General features: G+C 64.9%; 32 protein-coding genes and 1 pseudogene. 1 reads left to right on the forward strand and 32 read right to left on the reverse strand.

Annotated features, from left to right (window positions below; genetic code table 11):
• Positions 1–131: 131 nt before the first annotated feature.
• Together ACTHJF_RS08050 and ACTHJF_RS08055 are read right to left on the reverse strand one after the other, a co-directional pair.
• Positions 132–1,427, reverse strand: coding sequence for a c-type cytochrome (locus tag ACTHJF_RS08050; RefSeq protein ID WP_440266667.1), 1,296 nt, complete (start codon positions 1,425–1,427; stop codon positions 132–134).
• Complete coding sequence (locus ACTHJF_RS08055; RefSeq protein ID WP_440266679.1) at positions 1,424–2,179, reverse strand: c-type cytochrome; 756 nt, start codon at positions 2,177–2,179, stop codon at positions 1,424–1,426. Before ACTHJF_RS08055 ends, ACTHJF_RS08050 begins: the two co-directional genes overlap by 4 nt.
• 334 nt (positions 2,180–2,513) lie before the next feature.
• On the opposite strand from ACTHJF_RS08055, the gene bla reads away from it, so the two are divergent.
• Positions 2,514–3,407 (forward strand): subclass B3 metallo-beta-lactamase, encoded by an 894-nt coding sequence (gene bla / locus ACTHJF_RS08060; RefSeq protein ID WP_440266668.1) that lies wholly within the window; start codon positions 2,514–2,516, stop codon positions 3,405–3,407.
• 9 nt (positions 3,408–3,416) lie between these two features.
• Here bla and ACTHJF_RS08065 read toward each other — a convergent pair whose 3' ends face one another.
• The 30 genes and pseudogenes from ACTHJF_RS08065 to tuf all read right to left on the reverse strand — a co-directional run.
• Positions 3,417–4,790, reverse strand: coding sequence for a class II 3-deoxy-7-phosphoheptulonate synthase (locus ACTHJF_RS08065; protein WP_440266669.1), 1,374 nt, complete (start codon positions 4,788–4,790; stop codon positions 3,417–3,419).
• A gap of 1 nt (position 4,791) precedes the next feature.
• The gene (locus ACTHJF_RS08070; protein ID WP_440266670.1) at positions 4,792–5,289 is read right to left on the reverse strand and encodes a disulfide bond formation protein B; all 498 of its coding nucleotides are present in this window, start codon (positions 5,287–5,289) and stop codon (positions 4,792–4,794) included.
• Positions 5,290–5,441: 152 nt separating this feature from the next.
• Complete coding sequence (gene rplQ, locus ACTHJF_RS08075) at positions 5,442–5,828, reverse strand: 50S ribosomal protein L17 (protein ID WP_431633958.1); 387 nt, start codon at positions 5,826–5,828, stop codon at positions 5,442–5,444.
• Between the two features lie 218 nt (positions 5,829–6,046).
• Entirely contained in the window at positions 6,047–7,045 is a 999-nt protein-coding gene (locus ACTHJF_RS08080) for a DNA-directed RNA polymerase subunit alpha (RefSeq protein ID WP_440266671.1), read from the reverse strand.
• A 16-nt stretch (positions 7,046–7,061) separates the two neighbouring features.
• A complete protein-coding gene (gene rpsD / locus ACTHJF_RS08085; protein ID WP_431633960.1) occupies positions 7,062–7,688 on the reverse strand; it encodes a 30S ribosomal protein S4 in 627 nt (208 codons plus the stop codon).
• 11 nt (positions 7,689–7,699) lie between these two features.
• A complete protein-coding gene (gene rpsK / locus ACTHJF_RS08090; RefSeq protein WP_007513384.1) occupies positions 7,700–8,086 on the reverse strand; it encodes a 30S ribosomal protein S11 in 387 nt (128 codons plus the stop codon).
• Positions 8,087–8,098: 12 nt separating this feature from the next.
• Positions 8,099–8,455: a 30S ribosomal protein S13 gene (gene rpsM / locus ACTHJF_RS08095; RefSeq protein WP_423254194.1), complete on the reverse strand. Its 357-nt coding sequence runs from the start codon at positions 8,453–8,455 to the stop codon at positions 8,099–8,101.
• Positions 8,456–8,589: 134 nt separating this feature from the next.
• Positions 8,590–9,921, reverse strand: a complete 1,332-nt coding sequence (gene secY, locus ACTHJF_RS08100; RefSeq protein ID WP_431633961.1) for a preprotein translocase subunit SecY — start codon at positions 9,919–9,921, stop codon at positions 8,590–8,592.
• A 4-nt stretch (positions 9,922–9,925) separates the two neighbouring features.
• On the reverse strand, positions 9,926–10,363 hold the full coding sequence (gene rplO, locus ACTHJF_RS08105) for a 50S ribosomal protein L15 (RefSeq protein WP_431638152.1): 438 nt from the start codon (positions 10,361–10,363) through the stop codon (positions 9,926–9,928).
• Positions 10,363–10,560 (reverse strand): 50S ribosomal protein L30, encoded by a 198-nt coding sequence (rpmD, locus tag ACTHJF_RS08110; protein WP_431633963.1) that lies wholly within the window; start codon positions 10,558–10,560, stop codon positions 10,363–10,365. The genes rplO and rpmD overlap by 1 nt, the downstream gene beginning before the upstream one ends.
• On the reverse strand, positions 10,553–11,062 hold the full coding sequence (gene rpsE / locus ACTHJF_RS08115) for a 30S ribosomal protein S5 (RefSeq protein WP_324896974.1): 510 nt from the start codon (positions 11,060–11,062) through the stop codon (positions 10,553–10,555). Before rpsE ends, rpmD begins: the two co-directional genes overlap by 8 nt.
• A gap of 106 nt (positions 11,063–11,168) precedes the next feature.
• A complete protein-coding gene (rplR, locus tag ACTHJF_RS08120; protein WP_431638153.1) occupies positions 11,169–11,528 on the reverse strand; it encodes a 50S ribosomal protein L18 in 360 nt (119 codons plus the stop codon).
• A gap of 57 nt (positions 11,529–11,585) precedes the next feature.
• Positions 11,586–12,113: a 50S ribosomal protein L6 gene (rplF, locus tag ACTHJF_RS08125; protein WP_440256659.1), complete on the reverse strand. Its 528-nt coding sequence runs from the start codon at positions 12,111–12,113 to the stop codon at positions 11,586–11,588.
• 10 nt (positions 12,114–12,123) lie between these two features.
• Positions 12,124–12,519: a 30S ribosomal protein S8 gene (gene rpsH, locus ACTHJF_RS08130; protein WP_404630800.1), complete on the reverse strand. Its 396-nt coding sequence runs from the start codon at positions 12,517–12,519 to the stop codon at positions 12,124–12,126.
• A gap of 220 nt (positions 12,520–12,739) precedes the next feature.
• Positions 12,740–13,045: a 30S ribosomal protein S14 gene (gene rpsN, locus ACTHJF_RS08135; RefSeq protein WP_440266672.1), complete on the reverse strand. Its 306-nt coding sequence runs from the start codon at positions 13,043–13,045 to the stop codon at positions 12,740–12,742.
• A 17-nt stretch (positions 13,046–13,062) separates the two neighbouring features.
• Positions 13,063–13,605: a 50S ribosomal protein L5 gene (gene rplE / locus ACTHJF_RS08140; RefSeq protein ID WP_431638154.1), complete on the reverse strand. Its 543-nt coding sequence runs from the start codon at positions 13,603–13,605 to the stop codon at positions 13,063–13,065.
• Between the two features lie 8 nt (positions 13,606–13,613).
• Complete coding sequence (rplX, locus tag ACTHJF_RS08145) at positions 13,614–13,928, reverse strand: 50S ribosomal protein L24 (RefSeq protein WP_324896979.1); 315 nt, start codon at positions 13,926–13,928, stop codon at positions 13,614–13,616.
• A gap of 14 nt (positions 13,929–13,942) precedes the next feature.
• Positions 13,943–14,311, reverse strand: coding sequence for a 50S ribosomal protein L14 (gene rplN, locus ACTHJF_RS08150; protein WP_007513359.1), 369 nt, complete (start codon positions 14,309–14,311; stop codon positions 13,943–13,945).
• 15 nt (positions 14,312–14,326) lie between these two features.
• Entirely contained in the window at positions 14,327–14,587 is a 261-nt protein-coding gene (gene rpsQ, locus ACTHJF_RS08155; RefSeq protein WP_431633966.1) for a 30S ribosomal protein S17, read from the reverse strand.
• Between the two features lie 12 nt (positions 14,588–14,599).
• Positions 14,600–14,785, reverse strand: a complete 186-nt coding sequence (gene rpmC / locus ACTHJF_RS08160) for a 50S ribosomal protein L29 (RefSeq protein ID WP_063672323.1) — start codon at positions 14,783–14,785, stop codon at positions 14,600–14,602.
• Positions 14,785–15,198: a 50S ribosomal protein L16 gene (gene rplP / locus ACTHJF_RS08165; RefSeq protein WP_404630793.1), complete on the reverse strand. Its 414-nt coding sequence runs from the start codon at positions 15,196–15,198 to the stop codon at positions 14,785–14,787. The genes rpmC and rplP overlap by 1 nt, the downstream gene beginning before the upstream one ends.
• 11 nt (positions 15,199–15,209) lie before the next feature.
• The gene (rpsC, locus tag ACTHJF_RS08170) at positions 15,210–15,959 is read right to left on the reverse strand and encodes a 30S ribosomal protein S3 (protein WP_404630791.1); all 750 of its coding nucleotides are present in this window, start codon (positions 15,957–15,959) and stop codon (positions 15,210–15,212) included.
• 15 nt (positions 15,960–15,974) lie between these two features.
• Positions 15,975–16,310 (reverse strand): 50S ribosomal protein L22, encoded by a 336-nt coding sequence (rplV, locus tag ACTHJF_RS08175; protein ID WP_440266673.1) that lies wholly within the window; start codon positions 16,308–16,310, stop codon positions 15,975–15,977.
• Positions 16,310–16,582, reverse strand: a complete 273-nt coding sequence (rpsS, locus tag ACTHJF_RS08180) for a 30S ribosomal protein S19 (RefSeq protein WP_017461870.1) — start codon at positions 16,580–16,582, stop codon at positions 16,310–16,312. The genes rplV and rpsS overlap by 1 nt, the downstream gene beginning before the upstream one ends.
• A gap of 12 nt (positions 16,583–16,594) precedes the next feature.
• Positions 16,595–17,416 carry a 50S ribosomal protein L2 gene (gene rplB, locus ACTHJF_RS08185; protein WP_440266674.1) on the reverse strand — a complete coding sequence of 274 codons (822 nt, stop codon included), beginning with the start codon at positions 17,414–17,416 and terminating at the stop codon, positions 16,595–16,597.
• Positions 17,417–17,433: 17 nt separating this feature from the next.
• A complete protein-coding gene (gene rplW, locus ACTHJF_RS08190; protein ID WP_404630784.1) occupies positions 17,434–17,727 on the reverse strand; it encodes a 50S ribosomal protein L23 in 294 nt (97 codons plus the stop codon).
• Complete coding sequence (rplD, locus tag ACTHJF_RS08195) at positions 17,724–18,326, reverse strand: 50S ribosomal protein L4 (RefSeq protein ID WP_440266675.1); 603 nt, start codon at positions 18,324–18,326, stop codon at positions 17,724–17,726. Before rplD ends, rplW begins: the two co-directional genes overlap by 4 nt.
• An 11-nt stretch (positions 18,327–18,337) precedes the next feature.
• The gene (gene rplC, locus ACTHJF_RS08200; RefSeq protein ID WP_431633971.1) at positions 18,338–18,979 is read right to left on the reverse strand and encodes a 50S ribosomal protein L3; all 642 of its coding nucleotides are present in this window, start codon (positions 18,977–18,979) and stop codon (positions 18,338–18,340) included.
• Positions 18,980–18,999: 20 nt separating this feature from the next.
• Positions 19,000–19,311 (reverse strand): 30S ribosomal protein S10, encoded by a 312-nt coding sequence (gene rpsJ, locus ACTHJF_RS08205; protein ID WP_017461875.1) that lies wholly within the window; start codon positions 19,309–19,311, stop codon positions 19,000–19,002.
• Between the two features lie 463 nt (positions 19,312–19,774).
• A pseudogene (tuf, locus tag ACTHJF_RS08210) lies at positions 19,775–19,958 on the reverse strand (elongation factor Tu); the annotation flags it as partial.

A 19,958-nucleotide genomic window follows, 5' to 3' on the forward strand; every position in this document is an offset into this window, starting at 1 on the left:
AGTGTCGTGAGGCAAGCGCGCATCTTACTCGGCCGCGCCGGCCATGCGCCGCAGTAGGGTGCGCGGGCGCCGGATACGGAAACGGCACGCCGAAGCGTGCCGTTTCTGCGGGCGGTTGCGCGCAAGGCCGATCAATCGATAGGCGTCTGTCGATATTTGCCCACGTCGCGCTCGAGCACCGGCCCGGCGTGGTTGCCCCAGGCCTGGCGGATGTAACTCACCACCGCAGCCACGTCGGCATCCTTCAACGACTGCGCGAACGGCGGCATCGAGTACGGCCGCGGGTTGCCGGCCGTCACCGGCGGAAAGCCGCCCAGCAGCACCACGCGGACCGCGTTGATGCCGGTGGGCTCGTCCACCGAAGAGTTGCCGTTGAGCGGCGGATACACGCCCGGTACGCCGTTGCCATCCTTGCCGTGGCAGGCGGCGCACTGGTGGTCGTAGATCTCGTTGCCGTGCTTGATCAGCGCGGTGTTGTCGATCGCCGACGCGGCCACCGCCGGCTGCGCCCGCGCGGGGAGCGATTCCAGGTAGGTGGCTACGGCGGCGAGATCGGCGTCGGTCATGTGCTGCGTGCTACGCGACACCACCTCGGCCATCGGGCCGAACGCGCTGCCCTTGGCCGACTGGCCGGTCTTGAGCAGGTCGACGATGTCCTGCCGGCTCCAGCCGTTCAGACCGCCGTGCGCCTGGGTGCTCAGATCCGGCGCATACCAGTCCTGCGCGGGGATCTGCCCGCCGGACAGCGCCGGCTGATCCGGCACCCCGCCCAGCGCGTCGCGTGCCACGTGGCATTCGTTGCAGTGGCCCAGGCCCTGCACCAAGTAGGCGCCACGGTTCCATTCGGCCGACTTTGACGCATCGGGCTGGTACACGCCCTCGCGGAAGTACAGTGTGCGCCACGCGGCCAGGCCGCTGCGCACGCTGTAGGGAAACTTCAGGCCCAGCGGCTTGCCGGGCTGATGCACCTGCGCCAGCGACTTCAGATAGGCGAACATCGCCAGCGCGTCGTCGCGGGTGACCTTGGTGTAGGAGGTGTAAGAGAACGCCGGATACAGGAACTCGCCATGGCGGCCTTTGCCGGCATGCAGCGCCTGCCAGAAGTCGGCAAAGCTCCAGCGGCCCAGGCCGGTTTCATCGTCCGGCGTGATGTTTGGCGTGGGGATATTGCCGAACGGCGTGGGCACCTCATGCCCGCCCGCGAAGGGCGCGCCGCCACGCTGCGTGTGGCAGGCGGCGCAGTCGCCCACGGTCGCCAGGTACTTGCCGCGTTCGATCAGGGCCGGATCGGAAAGGTTCTCGCCGGCCGTCAGTTGGCCAATCTGCGCCAACGAAGCGTCACCGCGATGCGCGGCGAACAGCCACCAGCCCACCGCGCCCAGCGCGAGCACCAGCAGCACGAGAAAGGAACGGATCAGCCACTTCATGCGCCGTCTCCCGTGTGCGTGGCGGCGGCCGTGGCATCCAGCACGCCGCATTGCAGGGGCGGCTGTACCGAACCGGCCGGCTGCGCGTGCATGTCGGCCGGCAGTTCGCGGCTGGCCAACCAGGCGGACACGGCAGTGATGTCGGCCGGCGTGAGCCGGTTGGCGACGGTCGCCATGCAGTCGGGAGCGGCCGCGGCGCGCGTGCCGGTGCGCCAGGAGCCGAGCTGGGAGCTGACGTAGTCGTAGGGCAGGCCGACCAGTCCGGGCGTCGAGGGCTCCACGCCAGTGAGCTGGCTGCCGTGGCAGGCGGCGCAGGCGGGGATCTTCCGCTCCGGATCGCCGTGCACGGTCAGCGCCTCACCGCGGGCGAGCAGCGCATCGGACACTTTCGGCGCGGGCGAGCGGGCGTAGGGGACCTGCTGCGCGGCGAAGTACTCGGCGATCTCGTGCATGTAGGCGTCGCTGAGCGGGCGCGCGGTGTATTCCATCGGCCCGTACTTGCGCAGCCCCTGCTGGAAATAGCGCAGCTGGCGCGCCAGGTAATCGGCCGGCTTGCCGGCCAGGCGCGGGAAGAAGCCACTGTCCGGGGTGCCTTCGCCGTGCTCGCCGTGACAGGCGGTGCACGAGGCGATGCGCTGGGCCAGCGTATCGGGCACGGTGCGCGGTGCCGCATCGTCGGCATGCGCGGCAGCAGCCAGGAGTGACGCCAGAAGCAGCGCCGCCCAGTGTCGGGGAGATGAGGGGATGATCATCTGCCAAGTATAGGCGCCCGCGGTATCGGGCCCGATGCGCTGCCGGCGGCGGCGGGCCGATCGCGACAACCTGTCGCAACGGATGTGGATCACGGCGAGGGCGCCTGGCGTCGCGTCTGCCCTAGCTGCCCGCGAGTTCGGCGGGTGCAGGTAGACAGGCCCGAACGCGGCGCAGTCGGCGGTGACTTGAACGTAACATCGCCCATCCGATCGCCTTGCCGAAGGCCGAGCGTCAAGCCCGCCCGGCACCGCCGCCAGGGCGCCCGCGAACCGTCAGCGCGATGCCCGCTGCGCGCCGTACCCTGGCGGTTCACCCATCGAAGGAATACACCGCATGCGTCGTTACCGCCGGCTCATCCTTGCCACTTGCCTAGCCCTCGCCGGCGGTAGCGCCAGCGCCGCCGCTTCACCGGGGGCGGCCCTGCGTGCCACCTGGAGCCAGCCCCAGGCGCCGGAGCGGATCTACGGCAACACCTGGTACGTGGGCAGCCATGGCCTGAGCGCGATCCTTATCACCTCGCCGCAAGGCCATGTGCTTATCGATGCGACGCTGCCGGAAAACGCGCCGATGATCGAGGCGAATATCCGAAAGCTCGGTTTCCACGTGCGCGACATCAAGCGGATCGTGCTGACGCACGCCCATGGCGACCATGCCGGCGCGATCGCCGCGCTGGCACGCGACAGCGGCGCGCAGGTGCTGGCCCGTGCGGCACAGGCCCGGGCACTGACCGCCGGCGGCGACGACATCGACGATCCCCAGCATGGCGACGCCCCGCTGTTCCCGGCGGTGCGGCACGTGCGCGTGATCGGCGACAACGAGACGGTGCACCTCGGCTCGCTAACGATCCAGCCGCACCCCACGCCCGGCCACACGCCCGGCAGCACCAGCTGGACCTGGACTTCGTGCGAGGGCACGCAATGCCGCGCGATGGTCTACGCCGACAGTCTCACCCTGCTGGCGGCCGGCAGCTACCGCTTCACCGATCCGGCCCATCCCGAGCGCCTGGGCGACTTCCGCCGTGCCCTGGCGATGCTCGCCGCCCTGCCCTGCGACATCCTGATGACGCCGCATCCGGAGGCCAGCGACCTGCTAAAACGCCTGGCTGCACGCGACGCCGGGGACCGCGACGCCTTGCGCGATCCGCACGCATGCAAGGCGTATGCGCAGCTCGGCGAGGAGTCCATGCGACAGCGCATCATAGAGGAAAAACGCGCGCCGTCGCGGTAAGGCGGTCGCTCAGGCCATGCCGCCGGACTTGCGCACGATCAGCATCGCCAGCTCCAGCGACTGCTCGTAGTTGAGTCGCGGGTCGACGGTGGATTTGTAGGCGCGATCGAGGTCGAGTTCGACCAGATCGCGCGCGCCGCCGAGGCATTCGGTGACGTCTTCGCCGGTGAGTTCCAGGTGCACGCCGCCCAGCCGCGTGCCGGCCGCGGCGTGGATGTCGAACGCCTGGTCCAGCTCGCCGCGGATGTTGTCGAAGCGCCGCGTCTTGTAGCCGTTGGAGGTGCTCTCAGTATTGCCGTGCATGGGGTCGGCGACCCACAGCACGCGGCGCCCCTCGCGCTTCACCGCCTGCAGCAGCGGCGGCAGCTTGTCGGCGATGGCCGCGTTGCCCATGCGGTGGATCAGCGTGAGTCGGCCGGGTTCGTCATCCGGATTGAGCGCATCCATCAGCGGCAGCAGTTGTTCGGGCGTCACCGACGGGCCGATCTTCACCGCCACCGGATTGCGGATGCCGCGGAAGTACTCCACATGGGCGCCGTCGAGCGCGGCGGTGCGCATGCCGATCCACGGAAAGTGCGTAGACAGGTTGAACCAGCCGGGGTGGCGCGGCACCTGGCGGGTGAGCGCCTGTTCGTAGTGCAGCAGCAGCGCTTCGTGCGAGGTGAAGAAATCCACCCGCGAGAACCCGGTGATCGGGCCGGCCAGGGTTTCCATGAAGCGCAGCGAGTCGCCGATCGAGGCGACCATCTGCCGGTACTCCGCCGCCATGGGCGAATGCTCGACCCAGGCGAGATCCCAATACTCCGGATGATGCAGGTCGGCGAAGCCACCATCGATCAGTGCGCGCACGAAGTTCATCGTCAGCGCCGAATGCGCATGCGCCTGGATCAGCCGCTGCGGATCGGCACGTCGCGCCTCGGGCGTGAACGCCGGCGCGTTGACCACGTCGCCGCGAAAACTGGGCAGGGTAACGCCGTCGCGCGTCTCGGTATCGGCCGAACGCGGCTTGGCGTACTGGCCGGCGAACCGGCCCACGCGGAGCACCGGCTTCTTCAGCCCGTGCACCATCACCAGGCTCATCTGCAGCAGCACCTTGAGCCGATTGGAGATGATCGGGCTGGTGCAGTCGGCGAAGCTCTCGGCGCAATCGCCACCCTGCAAGAGGAAACGCTGGCCATCCTGCGCCTCGGCGAGCGCCTGTTTCAGCGCGAGCACCTCCCACGAGGTGACCAGCGGCGGCAAGGCGGCAAGCTGCGCCGTCGCCGAGGCGAGTTCGTCGGCGTCGTCGTATGTAGGCTGCTGCAGGGCGATCCGCTGCTGCCACGACGACGGCGACCAGTCGCCGACCGCAGGCGGCGTCATCGCGTGTGGGTGCGTCGACATATCAGGCGCTCCGCCGACGCGTCGCCACGACCGCCCACACCGCCAGCAGCACGAACCACAGCAGCGTCCACGCCGGCATCGGCAGTCCCAGCACCGGCTGCACCTTGGCGCACTCGCCCGAACCGGTGAAGACGAGCTTCAGCACCTTCGCAAAGGGGAACGTGTCGAGCATGTAACTCAGGTCGCCGCCACACAGCGGCACCTGATCGGCGGGCAGCGACTGGATCCACAGATGACGCCCGGCCACGGCGATACCGAACAGCGCACCCAGCAACACGCCGCCGGTATAGACCCAGCGACCACGACCGCGCGGCGCGTGAATCGCCGCAAGCAGGAAGAACACCCCCATCACCATGAAGCCGATGCGCTGAAAGATGCACAGGGGGCACGGGATCATCGCCAGCACGTGCTCGGCGTAGAGCGCGTAGCCGAGCAGGCCCGCGCAGATCAGGAAGCCGGCGATGGCGACGGAACGGTAGGACCAGGCAAGTGGATTCATGACATCGTGGTGCAGTGCGGTAGCCGACATTAACCTGTCGCCGAACGCCTGTCAGCCTGGGGCGACATCCGAAACGCGACAAAAGAAAAGCCCCGGCGGGTCAACCAGCCGGGGCTTTGTTGTCTGGACGCTCAAGCATCCCGATCCAAGGCTTACTCGGCGTCGACGGCCTCGACAGCCTGCGGGCGATCGACCAGCTCGACGTACGCCATCGGCGCGTTGTCGCCCGGGCGGAAGCCGCACTTGAGGATGCGCAGGTAGCCGCCGGGACGCTCGCGGTAACGCGGGCCGATCTCGACGAACAGCTTGCCCACAGCCTGCTTGTCGCGCAGACGCGAGAAGGCGAGGCGGCGGTTGGCGACGCCGTCGGTCTTGGCGAGCGTGATCAGCGGCTCGGCCACGCGACGCAGTTCCTTCGCCTTGGGCAGGGTGGTACGGATGAGCTCGTGCTTGATCAGCGACGAGGCCATGTTGCGGAACATCGCTTCGCGATGGCTGCTGGTGCGGTTGAGCTTGCGGCCGCTCTTCATATGACGCATGGCGAAAATCTCTTGTGTTGTTATGAGAGGCCGGCACGATGGCTGGCGTCCCGCGGTTGCCCGCTATGAGTGATGACGGATCAGGTGCTGCGATCGCCGCCAGGCCGGACCTGGGGCATGCGGCCAAGGGCCGCGAACGTTGCCGGAACCGTGTCGGCCGCAGCTGGCCCACACTCGGCAAAATGCCGCGGTCGCATGGCGACCGCGGCACAGATACATCAACCCAGCTGCATGCCGTGCGAAAGGCCCGGCGGCGGCCAGTTCTCAAGCTTCATGCCGAGCGCCAGACCGCGGCCACCCAACACGTCCTTGATCTCGGTCAGCGACTTCTTGCCGAGGTTCGGGGTCTTCAGGAGCTCCACCTCGGTCTTCTGCACCAGATCGCCGATGTAGTAGATGCTCTCGGCCTTCAGGCAGTTCGCCGAACGCACGGTGAGCTCCAGATCGTCGATCGGACGCAGCAGCAGCGGATCGAAACCGCTCTTCTCAGCCGTATCGGTGGCGCTCTCGCGACGCGAGAAGTCACCGAACACGGACAGCTGGTCGTTGAGGATCTCGGCGGCCTTGCGAACCGCGTCTTCCGCACCGATGGTGCCGTTGGTCTCGATGTCGAGCACGAGCTTGTCGAGGTTGGTGCGCTGCTCGACGCGAGCAGCGTCCACTTCGTAGGCCACGCGCAGCACCGGCGCGAACGACGCGTCCAGCTGCAGGCGACCGATCGGACGGGTCTCTTCATCCGGATGCTGGCGCGTGCTGGCCGGCTGGTAGCCGACGCCACGACGCACCTTCAGACGCATGTTGAGCTCGATGTCCTTGGTGAGATGGCAGATCACGTGCTCGGGATTGATGATCTCGACCGTGTGGTCCACCGTGATGTCGCCCGCCGTGACCACGCCCTTGCCCTTCTTGGACAAGGTCAGCGTGACCTCGTCGCCCGAGTGCTGGCGGATCGCGACGTCCTTGAGGTTCAGCAGGACTTCGATCACGTCCTCCTGCAGGCCCTCAAGCGTGGTGTACTCGTGGAGCACGCCATCGATCTCGACCTCGACAATGGCACTGCCGGGAATCGAGGAGAGCAGCACGCGGCGCAGCGCGTTGCCCAGGGTGTGGCCAAAGCCACGCTCGAGCGGCTCGACCACCACCTTGGCGCGGTTGGCTGCGAGCTGTTCGACGCTGAGGCCGCGAGGCCGCAGCACGCTAGTTGACGAAACTGCCATGCAGAGCTCCGGTTGATTACTTCGAGTAAAGCTCGACGATCAGCGCTTCGTTGATGTCGGACGGCAGATCACCGCGATCCGGCACCGACTTGAACGTGCCGGCGAACTTCTTGGCATCCACTTCCACCCACTGCGGGCGAAGGTCCATGGTGTCGAACACGGTCGCCGCTTCCTGCACGCGCAGCTGGTTGCGCGCGCGCTCGGTCAGGGCGATCACGTCACCGGGACGGACCTGGTAGGAAGGGATGTTCACTTTCTTGTCGTTCACCAGGATTGCCTTGTGGGCAACCAGCTGGCGGGCCTGGGCGCGGGTCACCGCAAAACCCATGCGATAGACGACGTTGTCCAGACGGCTTTCGAGCAGGCGCAGCAGGTTCTCACCGGTGTTGCCCTTCAGGGTCGACGCCTTGGTGTAGTAGTTGCTGAACTGACGCTCGAGCACGCCGTAGATGCGCTTGACCTTCTGCTTCTCGCGCAGCTGGACGGCATAGTCGGACATGCGCATGCGCTTGTTGGCGCCATGCTGGCCGGGCTTGTTCTCCAGCTTGCACTTGGAGTCCAGCGCGCGGGCCGGGCTCTTCAGGCTGAGGTCCGAACCCTCACGACGGGCGAGCTTGCAGGTAGCTCCACGATAACGGGCCATGGGTATGCTCCTTAGACTCGACGCTTCTTGGGGGGACGGCAGCCGTTGTGCGGAATCGGCGTGACGTCGATGATGTTCAGCACCTTGTAGCCGAGCGCGTTCAGCGAACGCACCGCCGACTCACGGCCCGGGCCCGGGCCCTTGATGCGCACTTCGACGGTCTTCACGCCGTAGTCGCCAGCGGCGCGACCGGCCTTCTCGGCGGCGACCTGGGCGGCAAACGGGGTCGACTTGCGCGAACCGCGGAAACCGGCGCCGCCAGCGGTCGCCCAGGACAACGCGTTGCCCTGGCGATCGGTGATGGTGACGATGGTGTTGTTGAAGGAGGCCTGCACGTGAGCCACGGCATCCGTGACAACGCGCTTGATCTTCTTCTTGGTCTTGACAGGCTTGGCCATAATTCGAATCCGTTACTTCTTGATCGCGCGACGCGGACCCTTGCGGGTGCGGGCGTTGGTACGCGTGCGCTGACCGCGCACCGGCAGGCCACGACGGTGGCGAAGACCGCGGTAGCAACCCAGATCCATCAGACGCTTGATGGCGATACCCACCTCGCGACGCAGATCGCCTTCGACAACGTACTTGGCGATTTCGTGGCGGAGCTTCTCCACCTCACCCTCGCTGAGGGACTTGATCGGCGTGGTCGGAACCACTCCGGCGTCCGCGCAGACCTTCTTGGACCGGCTGCGGCCGATGCCGTAGATGCTCTGCAGGCCGACCCAGACGTGTTTCTGGACCGGCAAATTGACACCCGCGATGCGCGCCATGATGTTCTTTCTCCGATGCGTTTCGTGCGCGGTAAACGCGCAATTTTAACCTGAATTAACTTCACTGGAAAGCCCTGCGGCACCCGCCGCCCGCTTCCCCACGATCCAGCCCAGCTCCTACGCCCCAGCAGCCATCAGTTGCGGCGGAGATTGGCCTTCTTGAGCAAACCTTCGTATTGGTGGCTGACCAGATGGGCCTGCACCTGCGAGGTGAAGTCCATCACCACCACCACCACGATCAGCAGCGAGGTACCGCCGAAGTAGAAGGGCACGTTCCACGACTTCTGCATGAACGTCGGCACCAGACACACCAGCACCAGGTAAAGAGCGCCCACGCCGGTCAGGCGGGTCATCACCGAATCGATATAGCTGGCGGTCGCCTTGCCTGGGCGAATGCCCGGAATCAGCGCGCCGGAGCGCTTGAGGTTGTCCGCCGTCTCCTGCGAGTTGAAAACGATCGCGGTGTAGAAGAACGCAAACGTAATCACCAACACGGCAAAGATCACATCATGCAGCGGCTCACCCTGAGTCAGCGCCTGGGTCAACGACTGCAGCCAGCGCGACTGGTGGCCCGTACCGAACCAGCTCAGCGCGGTTGCCGGGAACAGCAGCAAACTGCTGGCGAAGATCGGCGGGATCACGCCCGACATGTTGATCTTCAGCGGCAGGTGCGAGCTCTGGTTCATGTAGGCCTGCTGGCCGCCGGACTTGCGCGCGTAGTTCACAGTGATGCGCCGCTGGGCGCGCTCCATGAACACCACAAACGCCGTCGTCGCCAGCACCACCGCCACGATCAGAATCAGCTTCAGACCGCTGCCCAGTTCGCCGTTTGCCTGCATGGTGAGGGTATGCGCCACCGCACCGGGAAGCCCGGCCACGATACCGGCGAAGATCAGCAGCGAGATGCCGTTGCCGATGCCTCGCTCGGTGATCTGCTCACCCAGCCACATCAGGAACATCGTGCCGGCCGTCAGACCGACCACCGACGCAATCACGAAACCCATACCCGGCATGTAGACCACCGGCACGCCGCCGGCCGCCACCTGCTTCTGCAGCGCCACCGCGATACCGAAGGCCTGGAATGCCGCCAGACCCACCGTGCCGAAGCGCGTATACATGGTCATCTTGCGTCGACCAGCCTCGCCCTCTTTGCGCAGGTTCTGCAGGCTCGGGATCACCGAACCCATCATCTGCACCACGATGGAGGCCGAGATGTACGGCACCACGCCGAGTGCAAACACCGACATGCGCGAGAGCGATCCGCCGGAAAACATGTTGAACATGTTCAACAGACCACCGCCCTGCTGCTCGATGAGCCGCGTCATCGCCTCCGGATTCACCCCCGGCACGGGGATGAACGAACCGAGGCGGAAGACGATCAGCGCACCAATCACGAAGAAGATGCGCTGACGCAGTTCCGTCAGCTTGCCGAGCGATCCGAGCTGGCTGCCCTTGGCTGCGGCCACTGGATTACTCCACGCTGCCGCCGGCCGCCTCGATGGCCGCCTTGGCGCCGGCCGTGGCGAGGACGCCGGAGAGCTTCACAGCGCGACCGATCTCGCCCTTGGCCACGACCTTGACCTTCTTCGCGCGACTGTCGATCAGGCCAGCCTGATGCAGCGCCACGACGTCGATCACGTCCGCCTTGAGGGTGGCCAGCTGATACAGGAACACTTCCTGGCTCTCCGCCTTCTTCAGCGAGCGGAAGCCCACCTTCGGCAGGCGACGCTGCAGCGGCATCTGGCCGCCTTCGAAGCCGTACTTGTGGGTGCCGCCCGCGCGAGCGTGCTGACCCTTGTGACCGCGACCGGCGGTCTTGCCCAGGCCCGAACCGATACCGCGGCCGACGCGCAGGCGCGTCTTGCGGGAACCGGCGGCCGGCTTGATGTCGTTAAGACGCATGATGATTACTCCTCGACCCGGACCAGGTAATAGACCGTGTTGATCAGGCCACGCACCTGCGGGCTGTCCTTCAGCTCACGGACGTCGTTGAGCTTGCCCAGGCCCAGGGCCTTGACGCTCAGACGATGACGGCTCTGCACGCCACGCAGACCCTTGACCAGGCGCACGCGCACGGTCTTGTCGGCGGTCTCTTTCTTAGCCATTGCCCAACACCTCATCCAGGGTCTTGCCACGCTTCGCGGCGATCTTCTTGGGCGAGGCGACAGCCTGCAGACCCTTGATGGTGGCGCGCACGAGGTTGATCGGGTTACGCGAACCCACCGCCTTGGCCAGCACGTTCTTCACGCCGACCACTTCCAGCACGGCGCGCATCGCGCCGCCGGCGATCACGCCGGTACCTTCCGAAGCGGGCTGCATGTAGACGCGTGCCGCGCCGTGATTGGCCTTGATGGCGTACCACAGCGTGCCGTTGTTGAGCTCGATGTTCACCATCTGGCGGCGCGCACGCTCCATAGCCTTGGAAATGGCCACCGGCACTTCACGCGCCTTGCCGTAACCAAAACCGACGCGGCCTTCGCCGTCGCCAACCACGGTCAATGCCGTGAAGCTCATCTGGCGGCCACCCTTGACGGTCTTGGCCACTCGGTTGACGGCAATCAGCTTCTCGAGCAGGCCGTCCGAATTTTCGCGATCGTTAGAAGACATGTTCGTTTCCATGTGCCCGACCATGCGGGACTTTTGCTTGCGGCTGGGCCGCTTGGAGTTGTAGGTACTTCAAGCGGCTGCCACGCCAGGCGCGGCAGCCGTTACATCAGAACTTCAGACCAGCTTCGCGCGCAGCATCGGCCAGGGCCTTGATGCGACCGTGATAACGGAAGCCGGAGCGGTCGAACGCGACGGCATCGATGCCGGCCGCCAGGGCGCGCTCGGCAATGACCTTGCCCACCGCCGCAGCGGCGGTGAGGTTCTTGGTGCCCTTCAGGCCCTCGGCGACCGCCTTCTGCACGGTGGACGCGGCAGCGACCACCTTGGTGCCCGAAGCGTCGAACACCTGTGCGTACAGGTGCTGGCCCGTGCGATGCACCGACAGGCGCGGCACGGCGAGCTTGCGGATGTGCGAGCGGGTCGACTTGGCGCGGCGCAGGCGGGATTCGTTCTTGTTCATTGTCATGTTCTCCAGAAAGCGGATCGGCTTCAGCAGGCACCCGGCAGTTGCCGGGACGCCGCCTTAAGCCTTCTTGGCTTCCTTCAGCGTGATCTTCTCACCGGCGTAGCGCACACCCTTGCCCTTGTAGGGCTCCGGCGGACGGAAGCCGCGAATCTTGGCAGCCACCTGACCCACGCTCTGCTTGTCCGAGCCCTTGATCAGGATCTCGGTCTGCGTCGGAGTTTCGATGGTCACGCCTTCCGGCGCGTTGAACACCACCGGATGGGAGAAACCCAGGCTCAGGTTCAGCGCCTTGCCGGCCATCGACGCGCGGTAACCCACGCCGACCAGCTCCAGCTTGCGCTCGTAACCCTCGGACACGCCCTTGATCATGTTCGCCAGCAGCGCGCGAGCGGTGCCACCGAACTTGTCGTCAGCGCCCTCGGCCAGCTCGATCGTGGCGACGCCGTCGTTGACAGCAACGTTCACGCCCGGCAGAGCATGCACGGACAGCGAGCCCTTCGGCCCCTTCACCGAGATACCCTCGGCGGCGACCTTCAGCTCCACGCCCTTGGGCAGGCTGATCGGCTTCTTAGCAACACGGGACATCGTCGACTCCTTATGCCACTTGGCCGATGACTTCGCCGCCCAGGCCCTTGGCGCGGGCCTGCGCGTCGGTCAGCAGACCGGCGGAAGTCGAAATGATCGAGATACCGAGGCCACCGAGCACTTTCGGCAACTCGTCCTTGCCGCGATAGACGCGCAGGCCGGAGCGGCTGACTCGGGAAATGGTCTCGATGGCCGGGCGGCCTTCGAAATACTTGAGCTTGATCTCGAGCACCGGCTTGCCTTCCTGGTCGGAAGTCTTGGCGTCGAGGATGTAGCCCTCGTTCTTGAGAAGGTTGGCGATCGCCACCTTCAGCTTCGACGACGGCATGCTTACGGCCTGCTTGCCCGACAGCTGGGCATTGCGCACACGCGTAAACAGATCGGCGATGGGATCAGTCATGCTCATGAAAACATCCTTCAGAGTGCACCGATATCCGATAAAACCGGAAATCAATTCTAGATTGTGAGCTGCAGCGAAGCAGCCTGCGTTGCGCAGACCGACAAGTGTAGCAGCCTTTTCCGGCTTTTGCGAATATCGAGGCGCCGTAGCGTCAACAGGCGAGGTGTCCCGCCTGCTGGATGGACTGCAGCGAGGAACTAGCCCGCCGCAGTCATCCGATCAGGTATTACCAGCTGGCCTTGCGCAGACCCGGCACGTCACCGCGCATGGTCGCTTCACGCAGCTTGTTGCGGCCGAGGCCGAACTTCTTGTACACGGCGCGCGGACGACCCGACAGCGCGCAGCGCGTGCGCTGACGAACCGGGCTCGCGTCACGCGGCAGCTTCTGCAACTTGGTCTGGGCGTCCATCTTCTCGTCGTACGAGGCGCTGGGGCTCAGCACGACCGCCTTCAGTTCGGCGCGCTTGGCGGCGTACTTCTGGACGAGCTTGGTCCGCTTCAGATCGCGGTTGACCATCGAGGTCTTTGCCATGGGTTATCTCTCGCGTATCAGTTGCGGAACGGGAAGCTGAAAGCTTCCAGCAGCGCCTTGGCTTCGGCGTCGGTCTTGGCGGTGGTGGTGATGGAGATGTCCATGCCACGCATCGCGTCGATCTGGTCGAAGTCGATTTCGGGGAAGATGATCTGTTCCTTCACGCCGAAGTTGTAGTTGCCACGGCCGTCGAAGGCGCGACCCGACACGCCGCGGAAGTCGCGGACGCGGGGCAGCGAGATGTTGATCAGGCGGTCGAGGAACTCCCACATCTGGGCGCGGCGCAGGGTCACCTTGCAGCCGATCGGCCAACCGTCGCGGATCTTGAACGAGGCCACGGAAACGCGCGCCTTGGTCGTGATCGGCTTCTGACCGGCAATCTTGGCCATGTCGGCAACGGCGTTCTCGAGCACTTTCTTGTTGCCCGCCGCCTCACCCACACCCATGTTCAGCGTGATCTTGGTGATGCGGGGAACCTGCATCACGTTCTCATAGCCGAACTTCTCGGTGAGCTTGGTGATTACCTGCTCTTTATAAAATTTTTCAAGGCGCGTCATGATCGTGTTCCTTACGCGTCCACGACCTCGCCACTCGAACGGAACACGCGGACCTTGCGCCCATCTTCGAGCGTCTTGGTGCCAACGCGTTCACCCTTGTTCGTGGCGGGGTTGAACAGCTGCACATTGGAGAGATGGATCGAGGCCTCACGCTCGACGATGCCGCCGGGCTGGTTGGCCTGCGGGTTCGCCTTGGTGTGGCGCTTGACCAGATTCACGTTGGCGACGAAAACGCGATCGCCATCGACGCGCAGCACATCGCCGCGCTGGCCTTTGTTCTTGCCGGTGATCACGAGGACCTGATCACCCTTGCGGATACGGTTCATGGTTATTACTCCGCTCAGAGCACTTCGGGCGCGAGCGAGACGATCTTCATGAACTTCTCGCTGCGCAGCTCGCGGGTAACCGGCCCGAAGATACGGGTGCCGATCGGCTCGAGCTTGTTGTTGAGGAGGACAGCCGCGTTGCCGTCGAAACGGATCAGCGAGCCATCGGGACGACGCACACCCTTGGCGGTGCGAACGACCACGGCGTTGTACACCTCGCCCTTCTTCACCTTGCCGCGCGGGATGGCATCCTTCACGGTGACCTTGATCACGTCACCGATGGCTGCGTAGCGGCGCTTGGAGCCGCCCAGCACCTTGATGCACATCAGCTCCTTGGCGCCGCTGTTGTCCGCTGCGGAAAGCGTGCTTTGCATCTGGATCATGTCTGCACCCTCCCCTTAGACGTTGGCGCGCGTGAGGATTTCAACCACGCGGTGATGTTTGGTCTTGGACAGCGGGCGGCATTCCGCAATGCGCACCACGTCGCCCTCGTTCGCACCCAGGTCATCCTGGGCATGAAGCTTGGTGGAGCGGCGGATGATCTTGCCGAGCAGGCCGTGCTGCACCTGGCGCTCGACCAGCACCGTGACCGTCTTGTCCATCTTGTTGCTGACCACGCGACCCTGCAGGGTGCGTGCCTGTTTCTGATTGTCGCTCATGTCCGCCGTCCCTTACTTCTTGCCGCCGAGCACGAACTTCGTGCGGGCGATGTCGCGCCGAACGCGGCGCAGCTGGTGCGGCTGGCTGAGCTGGCCGGTGCCCTTCTGCATGCGCAGATTGAACTGCTCCTTGCGAAGGTCCAGCAGATGCTGGTTCAGCTCTTCGACCGACTTGTTGTTGATATCTTTGATAGCCATCACATCACCGCCCGGCTGACAAACTGGGTTTGCACCGAGAGCTTGGCGGCGGCCAGGCGAAACGCCTCGCGTGCCGTCGGCTCGTCGACACCCTCGATTTCATAGAGCATGCGGCCAGGCTGGATCGGCGCGACCCACAGCTCGACGCCGCCCTTGCCCGCGCCCATGCGGACTTCGATCGGCTTCTTGGTGATCGGCTTGTCCGGGAACACGCGGATCCAGAGCTTGCCGCCGCGCTTCACGAAACGCGTGATGCAACGACGGGCCGCCTCGATCTGACGGGCAGTGAGGGCGCCGTGCGTGGTCGCCTTCAGGCCGTACTCGCCGAAGCTGACGAGGTTGGAGCTGAAAGCCAGGCCGTCATTGCGGCCCTTGAACTGCTTGCGGAATTTGGTTCGCTTGGGTTGCAACATGGCAACTCTCCTTACTTCGCCGACCGCTCGCGACGGCCGTCACCGGCTTCGCGACGTGGCTCACGACGACCCTCGCCACCTTCGCGGCGCGGCTGCGACTGCTCTTCCTTCGACTCCTGGCCGATCTGCGCCATATCGAAGATTTCGCCCTTGTAGATCCACACCTTGATGCCGATGATGCCGTAGGTGGTCTTCGCTTCGGCGGTGCCGTAGTCGATGTCCGCACGCAGCGTGTGCAGCGGCACGCGACCCTCACGGCTCCACTCGGAGCGGGCGATCTCGGCACCGTTCAGACGGCCCGAAACGTTGATCTTCACACCCAGGGCGCCCAGGCGCATTGCGTTTCCGACCGCACGCTTCATGGCGCGGCGGAACATGATGCGACGCTCGAGCTGCTGCGCGATCGACTCGGCCACCAGCTGCGCGTCGAGCTCCGGCTTGCGGACCTCGTTCACGTTGATGTGCGTCGGGACGCCCATCATCTGGCTGACTTCCTTGCGCAGCTTCTCGATGTCCTCACCCTTCTTGCCGATCACCACGCCCGGACGGGCGCTGTGGATCGTCACGCGGGCGGTCTTGGCCGGGCGCTCGATCTGGATCTTCGAGATGCCGGCCTGCGCCAGCTTCTTGCGAAGCATGTCGCGGACCTTGAGGTCGGCGACCAGATACTTGGCGTAGTCAGCCTTGTTTGCGTACCACTTCGAGTTCCAGTCCTTGGCGATGCCGAGGCGGATACCGGTGGGATGAACTTTATGACCCATCGTCTATACCCTCAGTCAGTTGCCAACGACCACAGTGATGTGGCTGGTGCGCTTCAGGATGCGCGAACCGCGGCCTTTGGCGCGGGCGTACATGCGCTTCATCGCCGGACCCTCGTCCACGAAGATGCGCGAGACCTTCAGCTCGTCCACGTCAGCGCCGAGGTTGTTCTCGGCATTGGCGACGGCCGACAGCAGCACCTTGCGAACGAGGTGTGCGGCCTTCTTGTTGGTGAACTGGAGCACGTCGCTGGAGCGACCCACGGGGAGACCGCGGACCAGGTCAGCTACCAGGCGTGCCTTCTGCGCCGAGATGCGGGCGCTGCGCAGGATCGCTTTGGCTTCAGTGCTCATCACTTGCCCTTCTTATCGCCGCCATGGCCCTTGAAGGTGCGAGTCACCGCGAACTCGCCGAGCTTGTGCCCGACCATGTTCTCGTTGACGAGCACCGGCACGTGCTGGCGACCGTTGTGGATGGCGATGGTCAGGCCGACCATTTCCGGCAGGATCATCGAGCGACGCGACCAGGTCTTGATCGGGCGCTTGTTGTTGGCGGAAACCGCAGCTTCCACCTTCTTGACAAGGTGAAGGTCGACGAACGGACCTTTCTTCAGAGAACGCGGCATGTCGGCTTCCTGTTACTTGCGACGACGCACGATGAACTGCTGCGTGCGCTTGTTGTTGCGGGTCTTGTAGCCCTTGGCCGGCGTGCCCCACGGGCTGACCGGATGACGACCACCAGAAGTCTTGCCCTCACCACCGCCGTGCGGATGGTCGACCGGGTTCATGACCACGCCGCGGACGGTCGGACGAATGCCCTTCCAACGCTTGGCGCCAGCCTTGCCCAGCTTCTTGAGGCTGTGCTCGGAGTTGCCGACTTCGCCGATGGTGGCGCGGCAGTCGACCGGCACGCGGCGCATCTCGCCGGAGCGCAGGCGCAGCGTGGCGTAACCGGACTCGCGAGCCACCAGCTGCACCGAGGCGCCGGCGCTGCGAGCGATCTGCGCACCCTTGCCTGCCTTCATCTCGATGCAGTGCACAGTCGAACCGACCGGGATGTTGCGCAGGGGCAGGCAGTTGCCGGCCTTGATCGGCGAATCGGAGCCGGACACCAGACGGTCACCCACCGCCACGCCCTTCGGCGCGATGATGTAGCGGCGCTCGCCATCGGCGTAGCACAGCAGCGCGATATGCGCGGTGCGGTTGGGGTCATACTCGATCCGCTCGACGAGGCCAGCGATGCCTTCCTTGTCGCGCTTGAAATCGATGATGCGGTACTGCTGCTTGTGACCGCCGCCACGATGACGCGTGGTGATGCGACCGTAATGGTTGCGACCACCCGTCTTCGACTGCGACTCGGTCAGCGGCGCGTAGGGAGCGCCCTTGTGCAGACCTTCGGTGCGGACGCTGACTGCGTCGCGACGCCCGGGCGAGGTCGGCTTGTGCGTAATTAGTGCCATCTCACAGAACTCCTGGCTCAGGCCTTGGCCGACACATCGATGGTCTGACCATCGGCGAGGCGCACATAGGCCTTGCGCTTGCCCTGGCGGCTGCCAGTGCGGAAACGGAAGGACTTGACCTTGCCCTTGGCGTTGACGAGGTTCACCTGCTCGACCTTGACGTCGAACATCTGCTCCACGGCGGCGCGGACATCGGCCTTGGTTGCCTCGGGGGCGACGACAAACACGTACTGGTTGCTCTCGGCCAGACGGGCAGCCTTTTCCGAGATGTGCGGGGCACGCAGCGTGTTGAGAATGCGTTCGTTGCTCATGCCAGCCACTCCTCGATCTTCTTCACCGCATCGACGGTCATGACCACGTAGTCGGAACCGACCAGGCTGACCGGGTTGAGCGCCAGCACATCGAGCACGTGGACGTACGGGATGTTGCGCGCGGCGAGAAACACCGACTCGGTGGCATCCTCGGAAACCAGCAGCACGCGGCCGGACACCTGGAGCTCGGCGAGCTTGGCGACCATTGCGGAGGTCTTCGGGCTGTCGATGCCGAAGCCTTCGACGACCTTCAGACGGTCGGCACGGTTGAGCTCGGCCAAGATCGAGCGGATCGCCACGCGGTACGACTTGCGGTTGACCTTCTGCTCGAAGCTGCGCGGCTTGGCGGCAAACGTCACACCACCACCAACGAAGATCGGGGCGCGATAGTCGCCGTGACGGGCACCGCCGCCCTTCTGCTTCTTGAACTTCTTGGTGGTGCCGGACATCTCACCACGCGAAAGCTGGGCCTTGGTACCCGCGCGACCGCCGGCCTGGTAGGCCACGACCACCTGGTGAACCAGGGCCTGCTTGTACTCGCCGCCGAACACTTCGTCCGACACGCTGAGCGGCTTGGCGCCAATGACATTCAGTTCCATGGCGTCTCTCCTCAACCCTTGGTGGTCGGACGGATGACGACGTCGCCACCGGTAGCACCCGGCACCGCGCCCTTCACCGCGATCAGGTGACGCTCGGCGTCGACCTTGACCACTTCCAGACCCTGCTGCGTGCGGTTGACCGCACCCATGTGGCCGGACATCTTCTTGCCCGGGAACACGCGACCCGGCGTCTGGCGCTGACCGATAGAACCCGGCGCGCGATGCGACAGCGAGTTACCGTGGGTGGCGTCACCCATCTTGAAGTTCCAGCGCTTGATCGTGCCCTGGAAACCCTTGCCCTTCGACACGCCGGCGACGTCCACGATCTGGCCCGCGGAGAACACGTCGTCCGCCTTGATCTCGGCGCCGACAGCGTACTTGCCGAGATCATCGGCAGACACGCGGAACTCCCACAGCCCACGACCCGGCTCAACCTTCGCCTTGGCGTAGTGGCCCTTCAGCGGCTGGGTCAGCAGCGAGGCGCGCTTCACGCCCGCCGCAACCTGCACAGCGCTGTAGCCATCATTCTCTTCCGTCTTCACCTGGGTCACGCGGTTCGGCGTCGCCTCAATCAGCGTCACCGGAATCGAGCGGCCATCCTCAGTGAAGAGTCGGCTCATGCCGCACTTGCGGCCAACCAGTCCGATACTCATCTTCGTATCCTGTCTATCGCTCAACCGAGCTTGATCTGAACATCGACGCCAGCGGCGAGATCAAGCTTCATGAGCGCGTCCACGGTCTTGTCGTTGGGGTCAACGATGTCGAGTACACGCTTGTGCGTACGGGTCTCGTACTGGTCGCGTGCATCCTTGTCGACGTGCGGCGACACCAGAATGGTGTAGCGCTCGATCTTGGTCGGGAGCGGAATCGGACCGAGAACCGTTGCGCCAGTGCGCTTGGCCGTCTCGACGATCTCGCTGGCCGAGCGGTCGATCAGACGGTGATCGTACGCCTTGAGCCGAATGCGAATCTTCTGGTTCGCCATAACCGTGTCCTGTTGTCTAAAGAACAAAAACTGTGATCCGGAACGGCTTCTCACCGCTCCGCACAACCCATGCCACCACTTGCGCGGGCCGCCACCAGGGGCCGCCCAAAATGTTCGGCAAGCCGGAAAACCGACTTGCCGAGCAGAAAAGTATAAAAGGCGTAAAAACAAAGATCAACAAGGCGCAAGCCTTGATGATCGTGTCATAGCCCCAGGCGTTCCGTGCCAGCGAACTCGAAGCGCATCCTGCACCTCATTTCGCGGTAAGGAGGCTCACTGACGAGCAGCAAACCCTCCATATAACCCGTCAAGTATAGCAAGCTCTAACGACAAAGAAAAGAGGGTCAGCCCATTTTCCCTTGCCGCTGACGCTGGATAGCACAACGGCGGCCGTAGCCGCCGTTGTGCTATCCAGCCACCGGGCGACGCCACGAGGGGTGTCGCCGGAAGGCAAGGACAAGCCTTACTTGATGACCTTGGCCACCACGCCGGCGCCGACGGTGCGGCCACCTTCGCGGATCGCGAAGCGCAGGCCTTCGTCCATCGCGATCGGGTGGATCAGGCTCACCACCATCTTCACGTTGTCGCCCGGCATCACCATCTCCACGCCTTCCGGCAGGGTCACGGCACCGGTCACGTCCGTCGTG

Source organism: Dyella sp. (assembly GCF_051962475.1).
Taxonomy (GTDB): Bacteria; Pseudomonadota; Gammaproteobacteria; order Xanthomonadales; family Rhodanobacteraceae; genus Dyella_A.

Coding starts and splice junctions, on each gene's coding strand:
- ACTHJF_RS08065 (WP_440266669.1), bottom strand. CDS start 4,790: ATGTCGACGCACCCACACGCGATGACGCCGCCTGCGGTCGGCGACTGG.
- rpsH (WP_404630800.1), bottom strand. CDS start 12,519: ATGAGCATGACTGATCCCATCGCCGATCTGTTTACGCGTGTGCGCAAT.
- rplN (WP_007513359.1), bottom strand. CDS start 14,311: ATGATCCAGATGCAAAGCACGCTTTCCGCAGCGGACAACAGCGGCGCC.
- ACTHJF_RS08080 (WP_440266671.1), bottom strand. CDS start 7,045: ATGGCAGTTTCGTCAACTAGCGTGCTGCGGCCTCGCGGCCTCAGCGTC.
- rpsE (WP_324896974.1), bottom strand. CDS start 11,062: ATGTCTTCTAACGATCGCGAAAATTCGGACGGCCTGCTCGAGAAGCTG.
- rplC (WP_431633971.1), bottom strand. CDS start 18,979: ATGAGTATCGGACTGGTTGGCCGCAAGTGCGGCATGAGCCGACTCTTC.
- rpsM (WP_423254194.1), bottom strand. CDS start 8,455: ATGGCGCGCATCGCGGGTGTCAATTTGCCGGTCCAGAAACACGTCTGG.
- bla (WP_440266668.1), top strand. CDS start 2,514: ATGCGTCGTTACCGCCGGCTCATCCTTGCCACTTGCCTAGCCCTCGCC.
- rpmD (WP_431633963.1), bottom strand. CDS start 10,560: ATGGCTAAGAAAGAGACCGCCGACAAGACCGTGCGCGTGCGCCTGGTC.
- rpsK (WP_007513384.1), bottom strand. CDS start 8,086: ATGGCCAAGCCTGTCAAGACCAAGAAGAAGATCAAGCGCGTTGTCACG.
- rpsJ (WP_017461875.1), bottom strand. CDS start 19,311: ATGGCGAACCAGAAGATTCGCATTCGGCTCAAGGCGTACGATCACCGT.
- rplX (WP_324896979.1), bottom strand. CDS start 13,928: ATGAACCGTATCCGCAAGGGTGATCAGGTCCTCGTGATCACCGGCAAG.
- rpsN (WP_440266672.1), bottom strand. CDS start 13,045: ATGGCAAAGACCTCGATGGTCAACCGCGATCTGAAGCGGACCAAGCTC.
- ACTHJF_RS08050 (WP_440266667.1), bottom strand. CDS start 1,427: ATGAAGTGGCTGATCCGTTCCTTTCTCGTGCTGCTGGTGCTCGCGCTG.
- rplF (WP_440256659.1), bottom strand. CDS start 12,113: ATGTCCCGTGTTGCTAAGAAGCCGATCAGCCTGCCCAAGGGCGTGGAG.
- rplP (WP_404630793.1), bottom strand. CDS start 15,198: ATGTTGCAACCCAAGCGAACCAAATTCCGCAAGCAGTTCAAGGGCCGC.
- rpsQ (WP_431633966.1), bottom strand. CDS start 14,587: ATGAGCGACAATCAGAAACAGGCACGCACCCTGCAGGGTCGCGTGGTC.
- rplV (WP_440266673.1), bottom strand. CDS start 16,310: ATGAGCACTGAAGCCAAAGCGATCCTGCGCAGCGCCCGCATCTCGGCG.
- ACTHJF_RS08055 (WP_440266679.1), bottom strand. CDS start 2,179: ATGATCATCCCCTCATCTCCCCGACACTGGGCGGCGCTGCTTCTGGCG.
- rplD (WP_440266675.1), bottom strand. CDS start 18,326: ATGGAACTGAATGTCATTGGCGCCAAGCCGCTCAGCGTGTCGGACGAA.
- rplB (WP_440266674.1), bottom strand. CDS start 17,416: ATGGCACTAATTACGCACAAGCCGACCTCGCCCGGGCGTCGCGACGCA.
- rplR (WP_431638153.1), bottom strand. CDS start 11,528: ATGACAATGAACAAGAACGAATCCCGCCTGCGCCGCGCCAAGTCGACC.
- rpsD (WP_431633960.1), bottom strand. CDS start 7,688: ATGGCCCGTTATCGTGGAGCTACCTGCAAGCTCGCCCGTCGTGAGGGT.
- rpmC (WP_063672323.1), bottom strand. CDS start 14,785: ATGGCTATCAAAGATATCAACAACAAGTCGGTCGAAGAGCTGAACCAG.
- rpsC (WP_404630791.1), bottom strand. CDS start 15,959: ATGGGTCATAAAGTTCATCCCACCGGTATCCGCCTCGGCATCGCCAAG.
- ACTHJF_RS08070 (WP_440266670.1), bottom strand. CDS start 5,289: ATGAATCCACTTGCCTGGTCCTACCGTTCCGTCGCCATCGCCGGCTTC.
- rpsS (WP_017461870.1), bottom strand. CDS start 16,582: ATGCCGCGTTCTCTGAAGAAAGGTCCGTTCGTCGACCTTCACCTTGTC.
- rplW (WP_404630784.1), bottom strand. CDS start 17,727: ATGAGCAACGAACGCATTCTCAACACGCTGCGTGCCCCGCACATCTCG.
- rplQ (WP_431633958.1), bottom strand. CDS start 5,828: ATGCGTCATATGAAGAGCGGCCGCAAGCTCAACCGCACCAGCAGCCAT.